Origin of the sequence: Mesorhizobium qingshengii, from assembly GCF_027563465.1 — a bacterium.
GTDB classification, from domain to species: domain Bacteria; phylum Pseudomonadota; class Alphaproteobacteria; order Rhizobiales; family Rhizobiaceae; genus Mesorhizobium; species Mesorhizobium qingshengii_A.
In genome coordinates, this window is record NZ_JAPFQA010000007.1 from 122232 (window position 1) to 144985 (window position 22754).

Genomic DNA, 22754 nt, shown 5'->3' on the forward strand with positions numbered 1-22754 from the left:
CCCGTTTTATGAATCAGAGGCCTTGCGGCCCGGTTTTGCTCCATGAAGAGCGAGAAACTGCTGCGTCGCCCGTGCGGCATCGCCGCCAATCGCCGCCTCAGTCAATTCCAGCCGGTCGCCAAGCAGCAGACGGATCTGCACGTCGCGGGCGACCAGCCCGAAAAAGGTACGGAACGCCGTCTCGGCATCCGCGAAATCGAGAAGCCCGGCCTGCCGGCCTGCCTCAAGCACCGGCTTCAGCCGTTTCGCCAGCGCGAAACGGCCATTCTCCAGCACGACGGCGCCGAGATCGTCCTTGCCCGATCCGGCATGGCTGACGGCCACGCGGTTGAGCGCGATCGAGGTGTCGCTCGAAATCACCTTCAGCCAGTCCGAGGCGAAGCGCTCGAGGCTTGCCGTCAGCGAGGCAAGATCGAGCCCCTTGCCGTCGACCGGAGCCACCCGCACTTTCGAGGCTTGCCACTGGACCGTCGCCGTCAGCAGCCCGTCACGGTCGCCGAACCATTTGTAGAGGGTTTCCTTGGAACAGCTCGCGCGGCGCGCCACGGCGGTCATGGTCAGGTGATCGCCCTCCTCGACCAGCAACCGCAACGCCGCATCCAGAACGGCCTTCTGCCGCTCCGTCAGCGCCTGGCTGTTGTCGATGTCGGCGTTTGCCAGCAACACGCTTTGTTCCCGTTTGATGGTGGCGGCAGCGCGGGGCAAACGGCAGCCGTACCGTACGTTACGGTTCGGCATATTGCGCAATCCGATGATTGGCGCAAGAGGTCGCACTGAAAAATATCTCGAAGCAGCCGCACAATGCCGTGCGGCGAGTTTGCTCAATCGCTGGCAGGCGGATGGCGCAGCCGGCCAAGCAGCGCCGACATCATGCCCAGCTCATCCGCCGAGAGTTTGGCGCCGACCAGTTCGGCGATCGACCGTCCATAGACGGACCACATCCGACGGCGCGTGTCGCGACCCTTGGCCGTGATGCGGATGGTCTGACCGCGGCCGTCATCGGCCACCGGCAGTTTCTCGACCAGCCCGTCGGCCTCGAGCCGCGCCAGCAGCCGGGAGATATTGTACTGCGCAAACAGGGTGCGCTCGATCAACTGGAATGGCCGCAGCCCGCCCTCGCCCGCTTCGGCCAGTTCATGCAGCACGTCGTACCAGGCAAGCGGCGGCAGGCCACCCTTCTTCAACGCCTCTTCGGCGCTCTCCACCAGATGGCGCGAAACCCGCATCAGGCGGGCCCAGGCCTTGATGGCTTCGGGCGAAGGTATGGCTTGCTCTGTCATGACTGCATCCTATGCGATAGATGCAAATGCATCAAGCTTGACGATTAATGCATCCGCATCTATATAGATGCAATTGCATTAACCTGGAAGGCGAATCCCATGAAACATGAAATCTGCAAGGTTGACGACATTCCACCAACGGGCAGCATGATCGCGTCGTTCTTCGGCCGTGAGATCCATGTCTGGCGCAGCGGCGAGCGCATCCGAGCCGCCGCCAATGTCTGTCTGCATTTCGGCGGACCGCTCGACTGCAAGGACGGCAGGCTGGTCTGCCAGTGGCACGGCGCCTCCTTCGACATGGCAAGCGGTGATCGGCTCGACGGTCCGGCGCCAAAGGGTTCTCGCCTGATGTTCCTGTCGACACGCGTCGAGGACGGCGCGTTGAATTATGTCTGGGGAGAGTGAGATGGCCTACAAGCTCATTCTCGTCAGTCACCATCTCTGCCCCTATGTCCAGCGCGCGGCGATCTCGCTGGCAGAGAAAGGCGTGCCGTTCGAGCGCGTCGACATCGACCTCGCCGACAAGCCGGACTGGTTCAAGGCGATCTCGCCGCTCGGCAAGGTGCCGCTGCTGCGTGTGAAGCGAAATGGCGAGGAGACGGCAATCTTCGAGTCCGCGGTCATCCTCGAATTCCTAGAGGAAACACAAACCAACCCCCTCCACCCTGCCGATCCTTACGGCCGCGCCCGGCATCGCGCCTGGATCGAGTTCGGCTCGGCCACCCTCAACGCCATCGGCCGGTTCTATTCCGCCTCGACCGAGGCTGGCTTCCTTGCGGAAAGCGAGTGTCTTTCGGCGATGTTCGGTCGCCTTGAGGCCGAGCTGGCGGAATCCGAACGGAACGGACCATGGTTCGCCGGCGAGCGCTTCTCGCTCGTCGACGCGGTTTACGGACCGGTCTTCCGCTACTTCGACGCTTTCGACCGGATCGGCGATTTCGGCATTCTGGATGGCAAGCCGCTTGTCAACGCCTGGCGCCAGGCGTTGAGCGGACGCCCGTCGATCAGGCACGCCGTGGCGCCGGACTATCCGCAGCGCCTGCACGCCTTTCTGCGGGCGAAGGGGTCCTGCCTTTCGAACCTCATCCGCCAAAACGATCCGGCCACCGCGCTTCGGCAAGCCCAATCCGCCTGAACGGATCGATCACGGTTCCGGCCACCATCGAGGCGAGAAACTGTGGCGCCGGCGGGATTTTCGCCACCGTCGCCACCAGCCTGTCACGGATGAAGGGCAGCGCCACGGAGTCCGACTGGTAGAATGGCGTGAATGCCAGCGACAGCGCCTGGAAGACACGCACATGCCAGCGCCGCGCTGCCGCATAGGCTTCGAGCGCCGCTTCGACACTGTCCGTCCGCGCCAGCGCATGGCTGAGCGCCGCAGCGTCGAGCAGCGCCATGTTCGCCCCTTGCCCAAGTTGCGGGCTGGTCGAATGCGCGGCGTCGCCGATGACGGCCAGCCGCCGGCCTATCGGGCGCCTCATCGTGTGGTGGCCGTAGCGTGCCAGCGAAAGCTGGTCGAAACTGTCGATCTGGCTGGTGAACGCCTCACTCCGCGGCCACAGCCGGACCACCCTCTCCTTCCAGGCCCCGAGGCCCCGGGCGCGCACCGCGTCGGCGTCCGCCGGCTTGAGGCTCCAGAAGAAGGCCGCCATCTTTTCGGCGCCCGGCTCCGGCCGGCCGATCGGCAGCACGCCGATCATCACGCTGGCCCGGTCGTAGCGCTGCAGCAACGCATGCTCGTCGAAGCCGTCGCCACGCCAGCCGAGCGACGCCCAGAACGCGCCATAGGTGAGTGGACGCGGCGCGCCGGCATTGCCCGCGCACTGCCGCAGTTTCGAGCGCGAGCCGCTGGCGTCGACGACCAGGTCGAACGGCCCCGCCCTTCGCCCGTCGCTCCGGATCAGGCTCGCCCGTTCGCCGGTTTCCGCGGTCTCGATCTCCACGCCGGTTTCAATGGTGACCGCTTCGCGCTGTGCGGCGCGAAAGAGCACGCCGAACAAGGCCGCCCGGTGCACAGCCAGGCCAAAACGGCGACCGCGCTGGGCGTCATAGCGGACATCGAGCACGGTGCGGCCGGTCGTGGCGTCGGCGCCATGCAGCCGATCGATGCGGCTGCCCAGCGCCAGTATGTCATCGAGCAGGCCGAGATCGGCCAGCACCGTCAGCCCGGTCGGCTGCAGGATCAACCCGGAGCCGACCGGCTTCGGCTCCTCGAAGCGCTCGAACACGGTGACCCGATGCCCGGCACGCCTGAGATAGAGCGCCATCGCCAGCCCTGCCGGCCCGGCGCCCGCAATTGCGATATCGTAGGAAATGCCAAAGCCCCCAAAGCCGGATTGGTCGGGACAATCCTTCAGCGGCCGGACTAAATCAAGCCGCCTCCCTTGGCACTAGCCGCCGTTCAAACCTGGGCGGCATCAAAACCGGCACGCGCCTCGCGCACCGCGTCATGGTTGAGTTCGGCCCACAGGATCAGCTGGTGCAAGGCGCCGAACATCGACCGCCCGAGGTCGGTTAGACTGTACTCGACGCTCGGCGGCTTGGTCGGGAACACCTCGCGATGCACATAGCCGTCGCGCTGCAAATCGTGGAGCGTCTGGGTGAGCATGCGCTGCGAAATGTCGGGCACCAGCCGCCGCAACTCGCCGAAGCGATATGGCTGCTCGGCCAGGGCCCCCATCAAAAGCGAACTCCATTTGCCGCTGAGACCCTGCATCACATCGCGAACCGGGCAATCGGCAAGGTTTCCGCCATCGCTCATGGCTTTGTAGATCTCGAGCTTGGATCTCAGATTGACGATCGTGTTGTCCACGGATGGTTCCTTGCCTGTGCCTACCTCCCGAAAAACTGCCTTCTTTACGGCCAGGGGTCAATTCCTATTTTAGTGCTGGTCTCTTTTTGAGACCAGCACCTGCCCCTTCCCTCCGACCCATGCCAGGATCACCAATGAGCAAAACTCTCCTCGTCACCGGCGCTTCCGGCCAGCTTGGCCGCAGCGTCATCAACCACCTGCTGGACACATTCAAGGTGCCGGCGGCGCGGATCATCGCCACCACCCGCACGCCGGCCAACCTTGCCGACCTGGCAGCGCGCGGTGTCACCGTTCGGGCGGCCGACTTCGACGATCCGGCTTCGCTCGCCGAGGCCTTTCAGGGCGCCGACCGGGTGCTCATCATTTCGACCAACGAACTGGCGATCCAGGGAAAGCGGCGCGAGCAGCAGCTCGCTGCGGTCGCTGCGGCGAAACAGGCAGGCGTCGCCCATCTGCTCTACACCTCGATGCCCGACCCCGAGCCCGGTTCGCCGGTCCTTTTTGCGCCCGACCACCACGGCACCGAACAGGCGATCAAGGCGAGCGGCATCCCCCATACGATCTTCCGCAACAGCTGGTATGACGAGAACCTGTTCATGTCCCTGCCGCAGACCCTGGCGTCGGGTCACTGGTATACGTCGGCGGGCGATGGCCGCATTTCCTATGGCGCGCGCGACGACCTGGCGGCGGCGATCGCCGCCGGGCTCGCCTCCGGCGCCGACGACAGCAAGACCTACACGCTGACTGGCCCCAAGGCCTACACTGTCGATGAGGTCGCGGCGCTGGTCACCGAAGTCACCGGCAAGCCCATCCAGGTCATCCAGCTTTCCGACGAAGCATTGACCGAGGGGATGAAGTCGGCCGGCCTTCCCGAACCCATCGCCCGGCTTCTCGTGTCGTTCGACGCCGCCACGCGGGTCGGTGGCCTTGGCATGGTAACGGACTCCGTGGAAAAGCTCTCCGGCCGCAAATCGGTGTCGCTGAAGCAGTTCCTGGAGACCAACAAGGCCGCTTTGGCTGCCTGACGATCGGCGCGGCGGGGAGCCCTATCTCGGCTTCCCGCCGCGTTGCTTCGATGTCTTCAGCAATCCAAGCCCGATCAAGCTTTCGCCAGTTGCAACCAGCGCATCTTCGCGTGGTCGCGGTGCCCAGCCGAGCATGCGCACCGCCTTCTCGTTGCTGGCGTTCTTGGCCTTGCCCAGTTCCGGCACGATCTGCGCGGCTTCCGCGCTGAACAGCCCGACGAAGCGGACCAGCCAGTCGGGAAGCATCCTCGTCGAGACGCGCGCCGCCGCATCGCCCAGCCGTGCCCTCAAGGTTTCGGCCATCTCCCGCACGGTCATGAAGTCACCGGCAACCGCCAGGAACCGTTCGCCCCTGGCGGCGGGGTTGGTCATCGCGCGCAGATGCAGATCCACCACGTCGCGCACGTCGACGACGCCGAAGGACAGGCGCGGCAAGCCAGGCATGGCGCCGTCCATCATGCGCTGGATGAATTCGGTGGAGGTCGAATGGTCGGCCCCCAGAACCGGTCCGAAGATACCGACCGGATTGACGACCGCAAGCTCCAGCGCCCCGCCCTCTGCGGCAATGAAATCCCACGCCGCGCGCTCTGCCAGGGTCTTCGATTTCACGTATGCGCTGACCTTGCCCGCCGGATCGGTCCAGTTCTCCTCGGTGAACGGCCTGCCGCCACTCGGCAGCCTGCCATAGCCGATGGCCGCGAAGGACGAGGTGAGCACGACGCGCTTCACCCCTGCGTCCCGCGCCGACCGCAACACCCGCAGCGCGCCCTCGCGGGCCGGTATGATCAATTCATCTTCATGCTTCGGAACACCGGGTGGAAAGGGCGAGGCGACATGCAGGACATAGTCGCAGCCGGCGACGGCTCGCGGCCAGCCGGCATCGGCCATGAGATCGGCGATGGCGAACGAGGGTACCGCTCCGGGCTCAGCGCCGCCGGCCTTGAGCATGGCGAGCACATCGGCTTCACGCTTGGCGGACCGCACGGTCGTGCGCACGCGGTAGCCGGCCTTCAGCAGGTCGAGAATACAATGAGCGCCAAGGAAGCCGGATCCGCCGGTGACAAGCACCAATTCGCCACTCATTCCCGCCTCCTCGGCTATCTGGCTGTTCTACACCCTTAAATGGCGACCTGGGTGCCGATTTCGACGACGCGTCCGGTCGGAATCTGGAAATACTCCGTCGCGTCGGCCGCCGTGCGCGCCAGCCCGATGAACAGCCGGTCCTGCCACACCGGCATGCCGGAATTGGGCGAGGCCTTGAGCGAGCGTCGCGACAGGAAGAACGACGTCGTCATGATGTCGAACTTCCAGCCCTGCTTGCGGCAGATCGCCAGCGCCCGCGGGATGTTGGGCTGTTCCATGTAGCCGAAGGTCAGCGTCACCCGCATGAACAGCTCGTTGACCGTCTCCATCTTGACCCGGTCGCTGTCGGGCACCACCGGCTGCGGCGCGGTCACCACCGAAAGGATGACGTTCTGCTCATGCAGCACCTTGTAGTGCTTCAGGCTGTGCATCAGCGCGGTTGGCGCGCTGAGCGGATCGCTGGTCAGGAACACGGCGGTGCCGGACACCAGCTGCGGTTTCTTCTTCAACAGATTGCCGGCGAGGAAATCGAGCGGGATTTCGTTGCGGCGGGTCTTGTCGAACAGATAGCGGCTGCCGCGCACCCATGTCCACATGGCCAGCACGATGGTGAAAGCAACCGCCAGCGAGGCCCAGCCGCCTTCGAACACCTTGACGATGTTGGAGGCGAAGAAACCGATATCGATGAAGGCAAACAGCGCCGTCAGCGAGATTGCCAGCCAGAGCTGCCATTTCCAGATGCGCGTCATCACGACATAGAGCAGCACCGTCGTCACCAGCATGTTGCCGGTCACCGAGATGCCGTAGGCCGAGGCGAGCTTGCTGGATTCGCCGAAGCCGACGACCAGCAGCATCACCACCAACGCCAGCAACAGGTTGACGCGCGGCATGTAGATCTGGCCGGACTGTCGTTCCGACGTGTGCAGGATTTGCAGGCGCGGCAGCATGTTGAGCTGCACTGCCTGCCTGGTCAGCGAGAAGGCACCGGAAATCACCGCCTGGCTGGCGATGACCGTCGCGGCGGTCGCCAGCACGACCATCGGGATCAGCGTCCAGCCCTCGTTCATCTCGAAGAACGGATGGCCGACGACACCGTTCTTCGCCAGCACGAAAGCGCCCTGCCCGGCATAGTTCAACAGCAGGCAGGGAAACACGATCGACAGCCAGGCGAGCACGATCGGCTTGCGTCCGAAATGACCGAGATCGGCATAGAGTGCCTCGGCACCTGTGACGGCCAGGAAGATGGCGCCGATCGTCACGAAGGCGACGTCGGGCGAATGGATCAGGAACGCGACAATGTAGTGCGGGCTGATCGCCCACAGGATTTCCGGATCGGCGATGATGTGGTTGAGGCCTGACAGGCCTATCGCTAGGAACCATACCGCGGTCACCGGGCCGAACACCAATCCAACCCCGCCCGTGCCGAAGCGTTGCACCGCGAACACCATTGCAAGAATGACCAGCGTCAAAGGCACGACGTAGGGCTGGAAGGCAGGGGTGACGACGTTCATGCCTTCGACCGCCGAAAGCACCGAAATCGCCGGCGTGATGACGGCATCGCCGAAAAACAGCGAGGCGCCGACGATGCCGATGCCCAGGATCACCGCCGAGCGCGTCGGAAAACTGCCGCGCGCCAACGCCATCAGCGACAGCACGCCGCCCTCGCCGCGGTTGTCGGCGCGCAGCACGAACATGATGTATTTGATCGTCACGATGATCGTCAGCGACCAGATGATCAGCGACAGCACACCGAGAATATCGCCGCGATCAGCGACGGCGCCGTGGGACGATGCCACCAGCGCCTCGCGAAAGGCGTAGATTGGACTGGTGCCGATATCGCCATAGACAACACCGAGCGCGCCCAGCATCAGCACCTTGGTGCTGTGCTGTTCGATTTCTGGATGGCTCGATTGTTCGACGGGTTCTGCCTCACTACCAGTATTGGCAAGGGCCATGGACGACACTCCGATAAGCGCGCGGTGCTCTACGCTTGCTGCGATGCAATATCAAGTGCCGTTGCGTGATGGCTGCCATGCCTGCCGCGTTGGGCTGCTCAGGCAAATGGCTGATCATCCGATGTTCGTGGGCTGAATCTGCCGCCACGACCGGCACGGCGTACACCCACAATACCTGCCGTATGTGCCTTAGATAGCTACTTGCGTGCCGATTTCGACGACGCGTCCGGTCGGAATCTGGAAATACTCCGTCGCGTCGGCCGCCGTGCGCGCCAGCCCGATGAACAGCCGGTCCTGCCACACCGGCATGCCGGAATTGGGCGAGGCCTTGAGCGAGCGTCGCGACAGGAAGAACGACGTCGTCATGATGTCGAACTTCCAGCCCTGCTTGCGGCAGATCGCCAGCGCCCGCGGGATGTTGGGCTGTTCCATGTAGCCGAAGGTCAGCGTCACCCGCATGAACAGCTCGTTGACCGTCTCCATCTTGACCCGGTCGCTGTCGGGCACCACCGGCTGCGGCGCGGTCACCACCGAAAGGATGACGTTCTGCTCATGCAGCACCTTGTAGTGCTTCAGGCTGTGCATCAGCGCGGTTGGCGCGCTGAGCGGATCGCTGGTCAGGAACACGGCGGTGCCGGACACCAGCTGCGGTTTCTTCTTCAACAGATTGCCGGCGAGGAAATCGAGCGGGATTTCGTTGCGGCGGGTCTTGTCGAACAGATAGCGGCTGCCCCGGATCCATGTCGACATGATCAGCCCCATGAAGCAGGCAACTGTGATCGACACCCATCCGCCTTCGACGATCTTCACGACATTGGCCAGGAAGAAACCGGTGTCGATAACGCCAAACAGCAGTGCCAGTCCCAGTGCGAGCGCCAGCTTCCATTTCCACAGCTTGCGCATCACCACGAACAGCAGGATGGTCGTCATCAGCATTTCGCCGGTCACGGAAATTCCGTAGGCGGAAGCCAGCGAACTCGAGCTGCCGAAACCGACAACCAGCACCATCACCCCCATCGCGATAAGCAGGTTGACACGCGGCATATAGATCTGACCGAGCTGCATTTCGGACGTATGCTGCACCTCGATGCGCGGCAAAAGGTTGAGCTGAACCGCTTGACGGGTCAGTGAAAACGCACCCGAGATGACCGCCTGGCTGGCGATAACGGTCGCTGCCGTTGCCAGGCCCACCATCGGCATGAGCGCCCAGTCCGGCAGCATCTGAAAGAATGGATTGGTCGGCCTGCCGCCATTGGCAAGGACAAAGGCGCCCTGCCCGAAATAGTTGAGCAGCAGGCACGGAAATACCACGCAAAACCACGCCAATACGATTGGCTTGCGCCCAAAATGGCCGAGGTCGACATAGAGCGCTTCGGCCCCCGTCACGGCCAGGAACACAGCGCCGACGGTGACGAAAGCAGCGGTCGGCGTGCTGACAAGATAGGCGACGGCATAATAGGGATTGATCGCCAGCAGGACCGAAGGATCGTCCATCAGGTGATAGAGTCCGGCGACGCCTATCGCCAGGAACCACAGAGCCGTCACCGGTCCGAATACGGCCGCCACCTTGCCGGTGCCGAAGCGTTGCACCGAGAACAAAAAGGCCAGGATGATCAGCGTAATGGGAACGACAAAGGCGTCCAACGTTGGCGTCACCACCTCAAGGCCTTCGACCGCGGACAGCACGGAGATGGCCGGGGTTATGATCGCATCGCCGAAGAACAATGCCGCGCCGCATAGCCCGATCGCCAGGATCAGGCGGGCGCCTTTGGGATAGGCGGTGCGTGCAAGCGACATGAGCGACAGCGTGCCACCCTCGCCCTTGTTGTCGGCACGAAGCACGAAAGCGACATACTTTATGGTCACGATGATCGTTAGCGCCCAGACGATCAGCGACAACACGCCCAGGACATCGGTGCGCGTATCGGTGCCGGGCGACGCATGAAGCGCCTCGCGGAAGGCGTAGATCGGGCTGGTGCCGATATCGCCATAGACGACGCCAAGTGCACCGAGCATCAGGACCTTGATGCTGTGCTGTTCGACGGCGGAATGACTCGATGGTTCGACGGTTTCAGCCTCGCTACCGCTGCTGGCAAGGGCCATCGACCAATCCCCGATAAGCGTGCGATGCTTTATTCATGCTGCGCTACGATATCAATTGCACACGACGGCTGCCATACCTGCAACGCGAGGCTCCTGTTTCTACCATCCGCAAGCCTTCAGAAATCGCCCCACCGTACCGGCCATGCCATACTCCAACGCGTCGGCTGTCAACCCATGTCCGATCGACACTTCGGCCAAGGCCGGAATGCGCTTGACCAGCGCGGGCAGATTGCTCACCACCAGATCGTGCCCGGCATTGACCTGAAGGCCGACAGTGAAAGCTGCGTCGGCGGTTTTTCCCAGTCTTTCCAGTTCCTTGGCCGCTCTGGCAGGATCGGAATGATAGCTGCCATATGGACCCGTATAGAGTTCGATACGGTCGGCGCCGGTGTCACGCGCGGCGGTCACGCAATCGGGGTCCGGATCGGAAAACAACGACACGCGGAAGCCCCCCTTCTTCAGGCGCTTGACGATCGGTGTCAGGAAGGCGGCCTCGGCGGCGAAATTCCAGCCATGGTCGGAAGTCGCCTGGGCCGGATCGTCGGGCACCAGCGTCACCTGTTCCGGCTGGTGCTTTTCCACCAGCGCCAGGAAATCCTCGGTCGGATAGCCCTCGATGTTGAATTCCGCCTTCGGGAACTCGTCGTCGATCAGGGACCGTATCTCCGGCAGATCGGAGTGTCTTGTGTGGCGCTCGTCGGGGCGCGGATGCACGGTCAAGCCATGCGCCCCGGCTGCGAGCGCGATGCGGCCGAGACCGATCACGCTCGGCCACGGCAGGTCGCGCCGGTTGCGCAGCATGGCGATGGCGTTGAGATTGACGGAGAGCTTTGCGGGCATGGAGCGGCCTCGGAATTCGTTCGACGCGCCACCTATAATGCCTTTGGCGGGAACAGACAGGGGGTTTCGGGTGTTCCAGGGAGACGAACTGGTCCCGCGAAAGGAAGCACCCATGAATTTTCTCGACACAGTGCCGGCGATCCGCCGCATCGACACCGATCGCGACGACCTTTTTGCCATCGATGTCGTCGGTTATGTTTCAGCCGCGGACGCCGAAAACCTGTTCGGCCTGCTGGAGGCGGCCTATGCCCTCCACCCACGAATCGATGTGGCCGTACGCCTGGTCGACCACGAGGGCGTCGACTGGGCCGACATTTCGGACGACACGTTGAAACAGGGCACGATCCGTGCCCTGGAGCATGTCGGCCGTTGCGCGGCGATCGGCGAACCGGACTGGACGGCGGACGCACGGCGTTTCATGCCGGTTCCAGCCCCTGTCGAGCTCAGGCACTTCAGCGCCGAGGAGGAAGCCATGGCCTGGCAATGGCTCGACGCCGAACCGATCGGGGGGCAATAGCGCGGGCGGAAAAAGGCGGCCGTCGAATGGAACACTTTGTCCGAAAGTCCCGGCAAACACTTACCTGACGATCGTCAGCCGCTCAGCCGCGCGGGTGATCGCGGTATAGAGCCAGCGCTGGCGGGTTTCCTTGAAGGCCCAGCTCTCGTCGAACAGCACGATCTCGTTCCACTGCGAGCCCTGCGCCTTGTGCACGGTCAGCGCGTAGCCATAGTCGAAATCGTCGAAGCGCTTCTTCTGCTGCCAGGGAATATCGGCGTCCGGATCCTCGAATGCCGCCTTGAGCAGCTTGATCTTGGCGACGCCACGATCGGGATCGTCCTCTTCCGGCGAGACCAGAAGGTTGATGCCCGGCTTCACCGTCTCGCGCGACGAGGTCATCACCTTCCACAGCGAACCGTTGAGCAGCCCCTTGGCCGGGTCGTTGCGCAGGCAGACCAGCTTGTCGCCGGCTTGCGGGTAGTCGGCGTTGAACCCTTTCAGTTCGCGCAGACGCTGGTTGTAGCGGCGACGGGTGCGGTTGGTGCCGACCAGCACCTGATCCGCCTTCAGCACCAGCTCCTGGGTGACGTCTTCCTTGCCGATCACCTGCGCCGTGCCGTAATCGCCCCGCATGAATTCACGGCCCTCGCGCACATCGAGCGCCAGCCTCAGGATCGGATTGTCGCGCGCCTGCCGATGGATTTCAGTGAGCAGGAAATCCGGCTCGTGGTCGGTGAAGAAGCCGCCGCCCGAGATCGGCGGCAGCTGGCCGGGGTCGCCGAGCACCAGGATCGGCGTGCCGAAGCTCATCAGGTCGCGGCCAAGCTGCTCGTCGACCATCGAGCATTCGTCGATGACGACGAGCTTGGCGCGCGAGATCGGGCTCTGCCGGTTGAGCGAAAAGGTCGGCGACATCGAGGTCTTGCCGGTGACCTCGTCCGATACCGATTCCTCGCCCTTTGGTCGGTAGATCAGCGAATGGATGGTGCGGGCGTTGACCGCGCCCTTGGAGCGCAATACCTGCGCCGCCTTGCCGGTGAAGGCGGCGAACGGCACCTGGCCGTCGACATGTTCGGCGAAATAGCGCGCCAGCGTCGTCTTGCCGGTGCCGGCATAGCCGAACAGCCGGAACAGCTGCGGCTTGCCGGTCTTCAACCAGCGGGCAACCGCTTGCAGCGCCTCGTCCTGTTGGGGAGAGAATTCCATCAGTGCGACAGACCGGATTCGCGAGGGAAAGACAAGCTCGGCGGCCACCACGATCAATCCTTGGCGGCAAGGGTCAGCCTATCAGGCTCAAACTGGAACGTAAAGTGAACGCGCGGAACAGGCGGGGCAAGCCGCGAAGACTTATTCGGCCGGTCCGGGATCGTTCTCCAGCAGGATCGGCTTGCCGTGAGGCGTAGCGTGTGCGGCGCGCTCCCAAGCTTCGGTCATGGCATCGACATCGGGTTTGGCGGCCAACCCCTTGGATGCAAGCAAGCCCTCCAGCGCCGCCAGCCAATGCTCATAATAATCATGACCATCAGCCGCGGCGCCCGGCTTCTTCACCTCGGTCGACAGCGCCTCTGCCCAATCGCTCCACGAAAACAGGCCCTTGTCGTGCAGCGCGACCGTCATCGCGAAGGCTTGCGCCTGCCAAGGCTCGGCAAAGACCGGCGCATCGACGCCCGCCGGCAAATCGGCGGCGTGTCCGTTTGCCTCACGCCGGTTCAAGATAGCTCTCCCAGGCGTCGATCGACACGGTGAGCGTCGGATCGGCCCCCTCGCCCCAGATCTCAGCCCCTTCGAAAACGACGGTATAGACCCATTGCGGATTCTCGCCGTGGCCATGAGCGTTGCTGTCGGGAAACACGAAGCCGTCGCGCACCGCCTCGACTACTCCCTGCTTGCCGCGCGCATAGCGCGGCAGCCGCGTGTGACCGGTGGGATTGAAATTCTTCGTCCGCACATGCTGGCCGGCCTTGAACCGCGCCGGCGTGGCGACCGGCCGATCGCAGGGACCGCCCTTGGCCAGCACCGCCGGCACGTTTTCCGCCTTCAGCACCCTTTTGGGCGTCACTGCCGCGTCGAGCGCCTTGCCTGCCGCCAGATCGCGCTCGCTGACGAAGCCATGGCGCTTGAGCAGCACCTCCAGCGCCTTGATCCAGATCTGATAATAGCTGGAGGCGTAATAGTCCGCCGGATGCAGCGATTCCCGCGCATGGCGGCTCTCGTCTATGGTCCAGGCACCCATGGCACCGGCGCACAGGCTCACGCCGAGCGCCCGCTTTTCCCATTCGGCATGAAAATACGGTTCGTCTTTCTCCGGCGCCACCGGCCCGAAGCCCATCTGCCCGCCGAGATCCTGCGGCCCGTTCATGCTGGCTCTCGCGCCAGGGCAGTGCCGATCATCGCATCACGCGTCACCAGGTCGGCCAGCCGCTCCTCGCTCCAGCCCTCGGTGCCCTCGGGCCGCATCGGCACCACGAGATACCGCAGTTCGGCTGTCGAATCCCAGACGCGGATCTTCCTGGCCGCCGGCAGCGTCAGCCCGAATTCCTCCAGCACCCCGCGCGGATCGATGACCGCGCGCGAACGATAGGGCGGCGCCTTGTACCAGACCGGCGGCAGGCCGAGCACCGACCACGGGTAGCAGGAGCACAGGGTGCAGACCACGAGGTTGTGGGTGTCCTTCGTGTTGAACACCGCCTGCATGTGCTCGCCCTGGCGGCCGCTATAGCCGAGCGAGCCGATCGCCGCCGTCGCGTCACGCTTCAGCCACGCCGCGAATTCCGGGTCCACCCACGCCTTGGCCACCACCCTGGCGCCGTTGCGCGGGCCGATCTTGGTCTCGTAGGTGTCGACGATGACGTCGATCGCGGCCGGGTCGATCAGCCCCTTGCGGGTGAGGATCGTCTCCAGCGCGCGCACGCGCGCGGCAAAAGGATCGAGTTCGTTGTCGTGGTGGTCGTGATCGTGTGACATGACGGCAAACTACGATCCCAGACACAAGGCCGCAAGCGCGACGGCTTGGGCCAGCGCGTTCGCGGCCGGGCGGCGCTATTCGGCCGCCGCCTTCTGAGGCTCGACCAGCGGCTCCTCATCGACATCGAACAATGACGGCTGGGCAGGAGCTTCGATTGGACGCGGTTCGCCTTCGCGCTTCGGCCACAGCCCGACAAGCCAGCCGGAGAAACGCTCCATGTAGACATAGATCACCGGCGTCACGAACAGGGTCAGCGCCTGCGAGGCGACGAGGCCGCCGACCACCGCCACGCCGAGCGGCTGGCGCAGTTCGGCGCTGGCGCCGGTGCCAAGCGCGATCGGGATCGTGCCCATCAGCGCCGCCAGCGTCGTCATCATGATCGGGCGGAAGCGCATGATGCAGGCCTTGTGGATGGACTCGATCGGCGACATGCCGTCTCGTCGCAATTCGAGCGCGACGTCGATCATCATGATGCCGTTCTTCTTGACGATGCCGATCAGCATCAGGATGCCGATGACGGCAATGACCGACAGGTCCATCCCCGCGAGCCTGAGCGCAACCAGTGCGCCCAGCACGGCCGAAGGCAGGCCGGTCAGGATGGTGAGCGGATGGATGAAGCTCTCGTAGAGGATGCCAAGCACGATGTAGATGGTGAGGATCGCACCGCCGATCAGCAGGCCCTGGTTCGCGAGTGAATCCTGGAAGGTCTTGGCCGTGCCGGCGAAGGTGGTCGAGATCGCCTTCGGCATGCCGATCTGCTCTTTCAACGCGTCGATGCGGGTCACGCTATCGCCGAGCGCCACGCCTTGCGGCAGGTTGTAGGAGATCGTCACCGCGGGAAGCTGGCCAAGCTGATTGACGGTCAAGGCGCCGGCGGTTCGGTCGACACGGGCAAAGGCGCCGAGCGGTACCAGGCTGCCGCTGGCCGTCCTCACCTGGATGGCCAGCATCCGCTCGGGCGACCACTCGATCTTCGGATCGAGTTCCATGACGACCTCGTAGCTGTCGGCCGAGCCGAAGATGGTCGAGACCTGCTGGGTGCCGAAACCGCCATAGAGGCTCGAGCGCAACGTGTCGGTATCGATGCCAAGCGTCGCCGCCTTGTCGCGGTCGACCACCAGCGTCGCCTGCAGGGCATTGTTCTGCAGATCGTCGGTGACGTCGGTGAAGGTCGTGTGATCGGCCGCCATGGCGTCGTTCAGCTTCTGCGCCCAGAGGTCGGTCTGGCCGGTATCGAGGCCCTGGACCACCAGCTGATAGGCGCTTGCCGAAGAGCGCGAGCCGAGCCTGAGGTTCTGCACCGGCTGCATATAGGTTTCGATGCCTGGCACGTTGGCCAGTTGCTTGCGCAGGTCCGACAGCACCTTGTCGATGTCGGGGCGCTGGTCCTTGTCCTTCAGCTGGACATAGAGCTGACCCTGGTTGAGCGCCCTGCCGCCACCGCCCGCCGAATAGGCGACATGCGAGACATAGGGCGAGTGGGAAAAGACATTTGCCACCTGCCCCTGCAGCTTCACCATCGCGTCGAACGAGATGTCCTGGCGCGCAATGGTCGTCACCGAGACCTGGCCGATATCCTCCTGCGGGAAGAAGCCCTTCGGCGAAATCTGGATCAGCCAGACCGACGCCGCCGCCGTTCCGATGAAGACCAGGAAAACCAGGAATGTGTGGCGCAGGCAGAAGGTCAGCAGCCAGTCATAGCCGCGCATGAAGAAATTATGCTTCTGGCCCTCGCTGTGCGCGGCTTCCCGCTCGGCCCTCGACACCGACAGCAGCCTGGAGCAAAGCATCGGAGTGAGCGTCAGCGACACGAACATCGACGCCAGGATGGCGACCGTGACCACCACAGCGAACTCGTTGAAGATGCGCCCGATGACGCCCCCCATCAGGAGCACGGGGATGAACACGGCGACCAGCGAGATCGAGATCGAGATGATGGTGAAGCCGATCTCGCGCGCGCCTTTCAGCGATGCCTCGAAGGCCGAGAGCCCGTCCTCCTCCATGTGGCGGAAGATGTTTTCCAGCATGACGATGGCGTCGTCGACGACGAGGCCGACCGCCAGCGTCAGGCCCATCAGCGAGATGTTGTCGATGGAGAAGCCGAACAGGAACATCACGCCGAGCGTGGCGATCAGCGAGATCGGCACCGCCACCGCCGGGATGATCGTCGCCGTCACCCGGCGCAGGAACAGGAAGATCACCATGATCACCAGGGCGATGGTGAGCAGCAGGGTGAACTGCACGTCGTCGACGGCGGCTCGGATCGAGGTCGAGCGGTCGTTGAGCAGCTTGATGCTGGCCGCCGCCGGCATCTGGTCCTGGAAGGACGGCAGCATCGCCTTGACGCGGTCGACGACGTCGACGGTGTTGGCGTCGGGCTGACGCTGCACCGCCAGAATGATGGCGCGCGTGCCGTCATACCAGCTCGCCGTCGTCGAGGTCTCGACCGAGTCGATGACGCGGGTCACCTCCCCCAGCCGCACCGGATGCCCGTTCTTGGTGGCGATGATGAGATTGGAAAATCCCGCCGCGTTGGTCAGCTGCGTGTTGGCCGTGATGGTCAGCTGCTGCTGGTTGTTCTGCAGCACGCCGAGCGGCGTGTTGCTGTTGGCCGAGGCAATCGCCGTCTGCAGCTGGTCGATCGAGATGCCACGCGCGGCAAGCGCCGTCGGATCGATCTGGACGCGCACGGCGTATTTCTGCTGGCCGAAGATCGAGACCTGCGCCACGCCGTCGATTGTCGACAGCGACGGCGAGAGGACATTCTCGGCAAAGGCATCGAGATCGGTCAGTGGAACCGTGTCGCTGACCAGGGACATCAACAGGATCGGCGCGTCGGCCGGATTGACTTTGCGGTAGCTCGGCGGCGAAGTCATCTCCGGCGGCAACTGGCGCTGCGTGCGCGCGATCGCCGCCTGCACGTCGGCCGCTGCCGCGTCGATATCCCGGTTGAGCACGAACTGGATGGCGATCGAGGTCGAGCCGAGCGAGTTGGTCGTCGAGATCGAGTCGATGCCGGCAATGGTGGCGAACTGCTTGATCAGCGGCGTCGCCACCGAGGTCGCCATGGTTTCCGGCGAAGCGCCCGGCAGCGAAGCCGAGACATTGACCACCGGAAACTCGGCGCTCGGCAGTGCGGCCACCGGCAGGAATTTGTAGGCAAAAAGCCCGCCCAGCACGAGGGCGAACGACATGAGCAGTGTGGCGACCGGCCTGCGGATGCAGAATTCGGAAATCATTGGCGTGCCTCGCCGGCCTTGTCGGCCTCGGCCACCTTGGGAGCGGCCTGGCCATCGGCGCCGGCTGAAGCCTTGCCTTCATGCACCGCGGCACCCTCCTTCAGCCTTGTCTGGCCTTCGACGACAACCTTCTCGCCACTTTTCAGACCTTCGGCGATGGCACTGTTTTCACCCTCGGTCAGCGCCACCTGCACCGGCCGCATCTCGACCGTGTTGTCCTGCTTGACCACATAGACGAACGGCCCCTTCTGGCTGGGCTGCACCGCGACCGTGGGAACCGATGTCATTTGCGGCATGATGCCGGCATCGAGCACGACGTTGACATATTGCCCCGGCCACAAGGAGAGATCGGAGTTCGGCACGCTCGCCCGCGTCGCGATCGTTCCGGAGGCGGTATCGACGCTGGAATCGACGAAATCGAGCGTGCCCTTGCCGACCGGCGTCGGATCGCCGTCCTTGATAAGCGTCACGGCACCTTGCTGCGGCGTCGCCAACGCCCTGTGCAGAAGGGCCAGATTGCTTTCGGGAAGGTTGAAGTTGACCTGCAGCGGGTCCATCTGGGTGATCGTCACCAGCGGGGTCGCCGTGCTGCTGTTGCCATTGCTTGTGGTGACGAGGTCGCCGACCGCGACACTGACGGCGCCCAGCCTGCCGGAAATCGGTGCCCTGATCGCGGCAAAGCCAAGCTGGACGTTGTCGGCGTCGATTGTCGCCCTGTCGGCATCGACGGTCGCCGCCGCGGCCTTCTGCGCCGCTATCGCCTGATCGTAGGTTTGCTGCGTGCCGGCCTGCTTGGCGACCAGGTCCTTGGCGCGCTGAAGATCGGACTGCGAGCTGGCGAGCAGCGCCTGGTCCTTGGCGAGCGTCGCCTGGTCCTTGGCGAGCTGCGCCTTCAGCGCGCGGTCATCGAGCGAGAGCAGAAGATCGCCGGCCTTCACCATCTGCCCGTCCTTGACGTCGATCGACACGATCTGGCTGGATACACGCGCATTGATGTTGACCACGGCCGGAGAGGAGACGAAGCCGATCGCATAGCGCCGGATCGGGAAATCAGCCGTCGTTGCTGTCGCGGAAACGATCGAGGTCGAGCGAGCGCCGTTGCCGCCGGCAGCCTGCTTGCCGGCCGCCTTGTCCGACGCCGCGACCGGCTTTCCGCCGAAGATCTGCTGAACCTTGCCCATCGTGTCGGGCGAAAGGTAAAGCCAGGCAGCGCCTATGCAGGCGACCGCAAGCATCGAAAGGATGGCTTTTCCACGCATGATCAAAAGGCCCTCTCCATCCGACACGCCGTGGCCTGATGGTCTTATTCTAGCGCAAATCACGGCCTCTTGCCGCGATTTCGCCGAATAGATAGGACACGCCTTGGGCGGAAAAGGGCCAAAGCACGGCATTACGAAGATTTAATGTGCACTGCACAATAGCTGTGCACTCCGGCCTTTCTTCCCAGCGGAACAGCCAGCGACCTAACGCAGCATCGGCCAGAGCGTCGCCGCCAGCAGCACGCCCATGGCGATGTTGAACCACTTGAGCCGCACCGGGTCCGACAGGAAACCGCGCAGCGCGGTGCCGAAACCCGCCCACACCGAGACGCTCGGCAAATTGACGATGGTGAAGGCGACCGAGATCAGCACCACCGAGAGGAACGGATGCTGCGGATTGGTATAGACGGCCATGGCGGTGATCGCCATTACCCAGGCCTTGGGGTTGACCCACTGGAACGCAGCCGCGTCGATGAAGCGCATCGGTTGCCCCTTCGCCTCGCCCTTGCCGGCAAGCGAACGCGACATGGCGATCTTCCAGGCAAGGTAGAGCAGATAGGCGCCGCCGGCGATCTTGAGTGCGGTATGCAGTGCCGGAAACGCCGCCAGCACCGCGCCAAGACCAAGCCCGACCGCCACCAGCAGCACCAGGAAACCGATGCTGATGCCGAACATGTGCGGCACGGTCCTGACGATGCCGAAATTCACCCCCGATGCCAGGAGCATGAGGTTGTTCGGCCCCGGCGTGATCGAGGTCACGAAGGCGTAGACCAACAAGGCGAGGAATGCGTCAAGCGACATGATATCCTCCCAGATACGTCAGCTCTATTGTCTCTTTCCGGCGGCCGCGCAAAGGCCAGTGGCCGGCCTGTGGCCGAGCCAGGCTTTGGCGCGTGCGGAATATCCGGTTCGGCCTGGCCGGCCCTACATGCCCTGCGGGCCGCGGTTCAGCGCCGCCACGCCGGTGCGGCAGATTTCGACCAGGCCGAGCGGCTTCATGATGGCGATGAACTGGTCGATCTTGGAGCCCTTGCCGGTGATCTCGAAGATGAAATGCTCGGTGTTGGCGTCGATCACGCTGGCGCGGAACGCGTCGGCCAGCCGCAGCGCCTCGACGCGGGCTTCGCCGGTGCCGGCAACCTTGACCAGCGCCAGTTCCCGCTCCAGCGGCCGCTCCTGGCCGAACTCATGCGAGCGCACGGTGAGATCGACCACGCGGTGCACCGGCACGATGCGCTCGAGCTGATGCTTGATCTGCTCCAGCACATGCGGCGTGCCGCGCGTCACGATGGTGATCCGCGACAGATGCTTCTCGTGCTCGGTCTCGGAGACGGTCAGGCTCTCGATGTTGTAGCCGCGCCCGGAAAACAGGCCGATGACCCGGGCAAGCACGCCCGGCTCGTTGTCGACCAGCACCGAGAGCGTGTGGTTCTCGGGCTTTTCCGTTTCCTTGGCGATGAAGTAGGCAGAGCCGGTCGGCTGTAGCTGTGCGTTCATGACATGAATCTCGATTTCAAACTCTTGATCTAATTCTCTGTTTGCGCACGGCTTCTCGCGACAGCCCTGCCTCGGCTCGGCCGGACTACACCAGTTCCCTGCCCTTGGCGTCGATGGCATTGGCCACCGCCTCGTCGGTCGCTTCGTCGGGCAGCAGCATCTCGTTGTGCGCCTTGCCCGAAGGGATCATCGGGAAGCAGTTGGCGAGCGTCGCCACGCGACAGTCGAACAGCACCGGCTTCCTGACCGAGATCATCTCCTTGATCGCGTCGTCCAGCTCGTCCGGCTTCTCGCAACGAATGCCGTGGCCGCCATAGGCTTCCGCCAGCTTGACGAAGTCCGGCATCGCTTCGGTATAGGAATGCGACAGCCGGTTGCCGTGCAGCAGCTGCTGCCACTGCCGCACCATGCCCATATACTGGTTGTTGAGGATGAAGATCTTGATCGGCGCGTCATGCTGCACCGCAGCGCTCATCTCCTGCATCGTCATCTGCACCGAAGCGTCGCCGGCGATGTCGATGACCAGCGCGTCGGGATGCGCGATCTGCACGCCGAGTGCCGCCGGTAGGCCGTAGCCCATCGTGCCCAACCCGCCTGAGGTCATCCAGCGGTTCGGCTTCTCGAAATGATAGTGCTGCGCGGCCCACATCTGGTGCTGGCCGACCTCGGTGGTGATGTAGGTGTCCATGCCCTTGGTCAGTTCGTAGAGCCGCTGGATGGCGTATTGCGGCATGATCACGTCGTTGTTCATCTTATAGGCGAGCGAGTCGCGCGCGCGCCATTTGGCGATCTGCTCCCACCAGGGATAGAGCGCCTTCTTGTCGGTCTTGGCGGTCGCCCGCCACAGCCGCACCATATCCTCCAGCACCCGGCCGACGTCGCCGATGATCGGCACTTCGGTGTGGACGTTCTTGTTGATCGACGACGGGTCGATGTCGATGTGGATCTTCTTCGAGTTCGGCGAGAAGGCGGTCAGCCTGCCGGTGATGCGGTCGTCGAAGCGCGCGCCGATGCAGATCATCACGTCGCAATCATGCATGGCCATGTTGGCTTCATAGGTGCCGTGCATGCCGAGCATGCCCAGCCAGTTCTTGCCCGATGCCGGATAGGCGCCGAGCCCCATCAGCGTCGAGGTGATCGGGAAACCGGTGAGATCGACCAGTTCGCGCAGCAGATGGCTCGCCTCGGGGCCGGAATTGATCACGCCGCCGCCGCTGTAGATGATCGGCTTCCTGGCGGTGGCCATCAGCTCGACCGCCGCCTTGATCCTTTCCAGATCGCCCTGGACCTTGGGCTGGTAGCTGGTGCGCGGCGCCATCTGTGGTGGAACGTAGAAGCCCTTGGCGAACTGCACGTCCTTCGGGATGTCGACGACCACCGGACCAGGACGACCGGTCGTCGCGACATGGAAGGCCTCGTGAATAGTCGCGGCGAGCTCGTTGACGTCCTTCACCAGCCAGTTGTGCTTGGTGCAGGGGCGCGTGATGCCGACCGTATCGCATTCCTGGAACGCATCCGAACCGATCAGCGAGGTCGGCACCTGCCCGGTCAGGCAGACCAGCGGGATCGAATCCATCAGCGCGTCCTGCAGCGGCGTCACCGCGTTGGTGGCGCCCGGGCCTGAGGTCACCAGCATGACGCCGGCCTTGCCGGTCGAGCGGGCATAGCCCTCGGCCGCGTGACCCGCGCCCTGCTCGTGGCGCACCAGGATGTGCTCGACCTCGTCCTGCTGGAAGATCTCGTCGTAGATCGGAAGGACGGCACCGCCCGGATAGCCGAAGACATGCTTGACGCCATTGTCCTTCAGCGCCTGCACCACCATTTCGGCGCCTGTCATCTCGCGCCGCTCGCTCTGTCCGTTGCTCATCGGTCTGGTCCCGTACTGTCGCCCTTTGGGCGTTGCCATTTGGGTGTTACTGGTCGTTTAGTCGTGTTTCAGGCAATAAAAAAGGCCCCCGAGGGAGCCTGTGTGTTGCGCATGGGAGGTTTTCGCCCGGCGGTTACACCGCCTTGCCCACGCGCCTTCCTACGAGAATGAGTGCCGTTTTCATGGTGGCGGACACTAAGGGCGGGAAAGGCAGCCTGTCAACGGGAAAAATCGAACCGGCAGTCGGCGCGCAGCTGCGTTGCCTGGCTCCCGGGTGAGCCGCCCGCGCCGCTTATCCGGGTTTCGTCCGGCCTCAGCGCCGGGCGGTCA

General features: G+C 63.9%; 21 protein-coding genes. 4 read left to right on the plus strand and 17 right to left on the minus strand.

The genetic code is table 11. From position 1 onward, the window contains the following. Window positions 1–6 precede the first annotated feature (6 nt). Both OOJ09_RS17520 and OOJ09_RS17525 read right to left on the minus strand, forming a co-directional pair. A complete protein-coding gene (locus tag OOJ09_RS17520; protein ID WP_420107518.1) occupies window positions 7–738 on the minus strand; it encodes a TetR/AcrR family transcriptional regulator in 732 nt (243 codons plus the stop codon). An 83-nt stretch (window positions 739–821) separates the two neighbouring features. After that, on the minus strand, window positions 822–1280 hold the full coding sequence (locus tag OOJ09_RS17525) for a MarR family winged helix-turn-helix transcriptional regulator (RefSeq protein WP_269906378.1): 459 nt from the start codon (window positions 1278–1280) through the stop codon (window positions 822–824). 99 nt (window positions 1281–1379) lie between these two features. On the opposite strand from OOJ09_RS17525, the gene OOJ09_RS17530 reads away from it, so the two are divergent. Together OOJ09_RS17530 and OOJ09_RS17535 are read left to right on the plus strand one after the other, a co-directional pair. Continuing rightward, window positions 1380–1685, plus strand: a complete 306-nt coding sequence (locus OOJ09_RS17530) for a Rieske (2Fe-2S) protein (RefSeq protein ID WP_269906379.1) — start codon at window positions 1380–1382, stop codon at window positions 1683–1685. A gap of 1 nt (window position 1686) precedes the next feature. Then, window positions 1687–2415, plus strand: a complete 729-nt coding sequence (locus tag OOJ09_RS17535) for a glutathione S-transferase family protein (RefSeq protein ID WP_269906380.1) — start codon at window positions 1687–1689, stop codon at window positions 2413–2415. Here OOJ09_RS17535 and OOJ09_RS17540 read toward each other — a convergent pair. Both OOJ09_RS17540 and OOJ09_RS17545 read right to left on the minus strand, forming a co-directional pair. Continuing rightward, window positions 2363–3547 carry an FAD-dependent oxidoreductase gene (locus OOJ09_RS17540; protein WP_269906381.1) on the minus strand — a complete coding sequence of 395 codons (1185 nt, stop codon included), beginning with the start codon at window positions 3545–3547 and terminating at the stop codon, window positions 2363–2365. The two genes, OOJ09_RS17535 and OOJ09_RS17540, sit on opposite strands and share 53 nt — an antisense overlap. 134 nt (window positions 3548–3681) lie before the next feature. After that, window positions 3682–4092: a winged helix-turn-helix transcriptional regulator gene (locus OOJ09_RS17545; RefSeq protein ID WP_269906382.1), complete on the minus strand. Its 411-nt coding sequence runs from the start codon at window positions 4090–4092 to the stop codon at window positions 3682–3684. A 134-nt stretch (window positions 4093–4226) separates the two neighbouring features. Between OOJ09_RS17545 and OOJ09_RS17550 the strand changes: the two genes are divergently transcribed. Continuing rightward, the gene (locus OOJ09_RS17550; RefSeq protein WP_269906383.1) at window positions 4227–5117 is read left to right on the plus strand and encodes an SDR family oxidoreductase; all 891 of its coding nucleotides are present in this window, start codon (window positions 4227–4229) and stop codon (window positions 5115–5117) included. A gap of 21 nt (window positions 5118–5138) precedes the next feature. Here OOJ09_RS17550 and OOJ09_RS17555 read toward each other — a convergent pair whose 3' ends face one another. The 4 genes from OOJ09_RS17555 to OOJ09_RS17570 all read right to left on the minus strand — a co-directional run bounded on the left by OOJ09_RS17555 (window position 5139) and on the right by OOJ09_RS17570 (window position 11098). Continuing rightward, window positions 5139–6200: an SDR family oxidoreductase gene (locus tag OOJ09_RS17555; protein ID WP_269906384.1), complete on the minus strand. Its 1062-nt coding sequence runs from the start codon at window positions 6198–6200 to the stop codon at window positions 5139–5141. A 35-nt stretch (window positions 6201–6235) separates the two neighbouring features. Continuing rightward, window positions 6236–8155 (minus strand): potassium transporter Kup, encoded by a 1920-nt coding sequence (locus OOJ09_RS17560; protein WP_269906385.1) that lies wholly within the window; start codon window positions 8153–8155, stop codon window positions 6236–6238. Between the two features lie 189 nt (window positions 8156–8344). After that, window positions 8345–10258 carry a potassium transporter Kup gene (locus tag OOJ09_RS17565; RefSeq protein ID WP_269906386.1) on the minus strand — a complete coding sequence of 638 codons (1914 nt, stop codon included), beginning with the start codon at window positions 10256–10258 and terminating at the stop codon, window positions 8345–8347. Between the two features lie 99 nt (window positions 10259–10357). Further along, window positions 10358–11098, minus strand: a complete 741-nt coding sequence (locus tag OOJ09_RS17570) for a pyridoxine 5'-phosphate synthase (protein ID WP_269906387.1) — start codon at window positions 11096–11098, stop codon at window positions 10358–10360. Between the two features lie 112 nt (window positions 11099–11210). Between OOJ09_RS17570 and OOJ09_RS17575 the strand changes: the two genes are divergently transcribed. Beyond that, window positions 11211–11615: an STAS/SEC14 domain-containing protein gene (locus tag OOJ09_RS17575; protein WP_269906388.1), complete on the plus strand. Its 405-nt coding sequence runs from the start codon at window positions 11211–11213 to the stop codon at window positions 11613–11615. Between the two features lie 60 nt (window positions 11616–11675). Here the strand turns inward: OOJ09_RS17575 and OOJ09_RS17580 are convergent, their stop codons facing one another. The 9 genes from OOJ09_RS17580 to OOJ09_RS17620 all read right to left on the minus strand — a co-directional run bounded on the left by OOJ09_RS17580 (window position 11676) and on the right by OOJ09_RS17620 (window position 22424). After that, on the minus strand, window positions 11676–12803 hold the full coding sequence (locus OOJ09_RS17580) for an ATP-dependent DNA helicase (protein WP_269906562.1): 1128 nt from the start codon (window positions 12801–12803) through the stop codon (window positions 11676–11678). Between the two features lie 141 nt (window positions 12804–12944). Further along, window positions 12945–13310 (minus strand): nitrile hydratase accessory protein, encoded by a 366-nt coding sequence (locus OOJ09_RS17585; protein ID WP_269906389.1) that lies wholly within the window; start codon window positions 13308–13310, stop codon window positions 12945–12947. Further along, window positions 13297–13956, minus strand: coding sequence for a nitrile hydratase subunit beta (gene nthB / locus OOJ09_RS17590; RefSeq protein ID WP_269906390.1), 660 nt, complete (start codon window positions 13954–13956; stop codon window positions 13297–13299). The genes OOJ09_RS17585 and nthB overlap by 14 nt, the downstream gene beginning before the upstream one ends. Continuing rightward, window positions 13953–14561 (minus strand): nitrile hydratase subunit alpha, encoded by a 609-nt coding sequence (gene nthA / locus OOJ09_RS17595; RefSeq protein ID WP_269906391.1) that lies wholly within the window; start codon window positions 14559–14561, stop codon window positions 13953–13955. The genes nthB and nthA overlap by 4 nt, the downstream gene beginning before the upstream one ends. A 75-nt stretch (window positions 14562–14636) precedes the next feature. Further along, on the minus strand, window positions 14637–17801 hold the full coding sequence (locus OOJ09_RS17600) for an efflux RND transporter permease subunit (RefSeq protein ID WP_269906392.1): 3165 nt from the start codon (window positions 17799–17801) through the stop codon (window positions 14637–14639). Further along, the gene (locus OOJ09_RS17605; RefSeq protein ID WP_269906393.1) at window positions 17798–19060 is read right to left on the minus strand and encodes an efflux RND transporter periplasmic adaptor subunit; all 1263 of its coding nucleotides are present in this window, start codon (window positions 19058–19060) and stop codon (window positions 17798–17800) included. Before OOJ09_RS17605 ends, OOJ09_RS17600 begins: the two co-directional genes overlap by 4 nt. 204 nt (window positions 19061–19264) lie before the next feature. Then, on the minus strand, window positions 19265–19861 hold the full coding sequence (locus OOJ09_RS17610) for a LysE family translocator (RefSeq protein WP_269906394.1): 597 nt from the start codon (window positions 19859–19861) through the stop codon (window positions 19265–19267). Window positions 19862–19984: 123 nt separating this feature from the next. Continuing rightward, window positions 19985–20557, minus strand: a complete 573-nt coding sequence (gene ilvN / locus OOJ09_RS17615; RefSeq protein ID WP_091580555.1) for an acetolactate synthase small subunit — start codon at window positions 20555–20557, stop codon at window positions 19985–19987. Between the two features lie 85 nt (window positions 20558–20642). After that, complete coding sequence (locus OOJ09_RS17620) at window positions 20643–22424, minus strand: acetolactate synthase 3 large subunit (RefSeq protein WP_269906395.1); 1782 nt, start codon at window positions 22422–22424, stop codon at window positions 20643–20645. Window positions 22425–22754 lie beyond the last annotated feature (330 nt).

Excerpts from the sequence above, each read along its gene's own strand:
- OOJ09_RS17520 (WP_420107518.1), bottom strand. The coding sequence starts at position 738 with ATGCCGAACCGTAACGTACGGTACGGCTGCCGTTTGCCCCGCGCTGCC.
- OOJ09_RS17530 (WP_269906379.1), top strand. The coding sequence starts at position 1,380 with ATGAAACATGAAATCTGCAAGGTTGACGACATTCCACCAACGGGCAGC.
- OOJ09_RS17570 (WP_269906387.1), bottom strand. The coding sequence starts at position 11,098 with ATGCCCGCAAAGCTCTCCGTCAATCTCAACGCCATCGCCATGCTGCGC.
- OOJ09_RS17550 (WP_269906383.1), top strand. The coding sequence starts at position 4,227 with ATGAGCAAAACTCTCCTCGTCACCGGCGCTTCCGGCCAGCTTGGCCGC.
- ilvN (WP_091580555.1), bottom strand. The coding sequence starts at position 20,557 with ATGAACGCACAGCTACAGCCGACCGGCTCTGCCTACTTCATCGCCAAG.
- nthA (WP_269906391.1), bottom strand. The coding sequence starts at position 14,561 with ATGTCACACGATCACGACCACCACGACAACGAACTCGATCCTTTTGCC.
- OOJ09_RS17620 (WP_269906395.1), bottom strand. The coding sequence starts at position 22,424 with ATGAGCAACGGACAGAGCGAGCGGCGCGAGATGACAGGCGCCGAAATG.
- OOJ09_RS17525 (WP_269906378.1), bottom strand. The coding sequence starts at position 1,280 with ATGACAGAGCAAGCCATACCTTCGCCCGAAGCCATCAAGGCCTGGGCC.
- OOJ09_RS17605 (WP_269906393.1), bottom strand. The coding sequence starts at position 19,060 with ATGCGTGGAAAAGCCATCCTTTCGATGCTTGCGGTCGCCTGCATAGGC.
- OOJ09_RS17565 (WP_269906386.1), bottom strand. The coding sequence starts at position 10,258 with ATGGCCCTTGCCAGCAGCGGTAGCGAGGCTGAAACCGTCGAACCATCG.
- OOJ09_RS17560 (WP_269906385.1), bottom strand. The coding sequence starts at position 8,155 with ATGGCCCTTGCCAATACTGGTAGTGAGGCAGAACCCGTCGAACAATCG.
- OOJ09_RS17600 (WP_269906392.1), bottom strand. The coding sequence starts at position 17,801 with ATGATTTCCGAATTCTGCATCCGCAGGCCGGTCGCCACACTGCTCATG.
- nthB (WP_269906390.1), bottom strand. The coding sequence starts at position 13,956 with ATGAACGGGCCGCAGGATCTCGGCGGGCAGATGGGCTTCGGGCCGGTG.
- OOJ09_RS17580 (WP_269906562.1), bottom strand. The coding sequence starts at position 12,803 with ATGGAATTCTCTCCCCAACAGGACGAGGCGCTGCAAGCGGTTGCCCGC.
- OOJ09_RS17555 (WP_269906384.1), bottom strand. The coding sequence starts at position 6,200 with ATGAGTGGCGAATTGGTGCTTGTCACCGGCGGATCCGGCTTCCTTGGC.
- OOJ09_RS17575 (WP_269906388.1), top strand. The coding sequence starts at position 11,211 with ATGAATTTTCTCGACACAGTGCCGGCGATCCGCCGCATCGACACCGAT.
- OOJ09_RS17540 (WP_269906381.1), bottom strand. The coding sequence starts at position 3,547 with ATGGCGCTCTATCTCAGGCGTGCCGGGCATCGGGTCACCGTGTTCGAG.
- OOJ09_RS17535 (WP_269906380.1), top strand. The coding sequence starts at position 1,687 with ATGGCCTACAAGCTCATTCTCGTCAGTCACCATCTCTGCCCCTATGTC.
- OOJ09_RS17610 (WP_269906394.1), bottom strand. The coding sequence starts at position 19,861 with ATGTCGCTTGACGCATTCCTCGCCTTGTTGGTCTACGCCTTCGTGACC.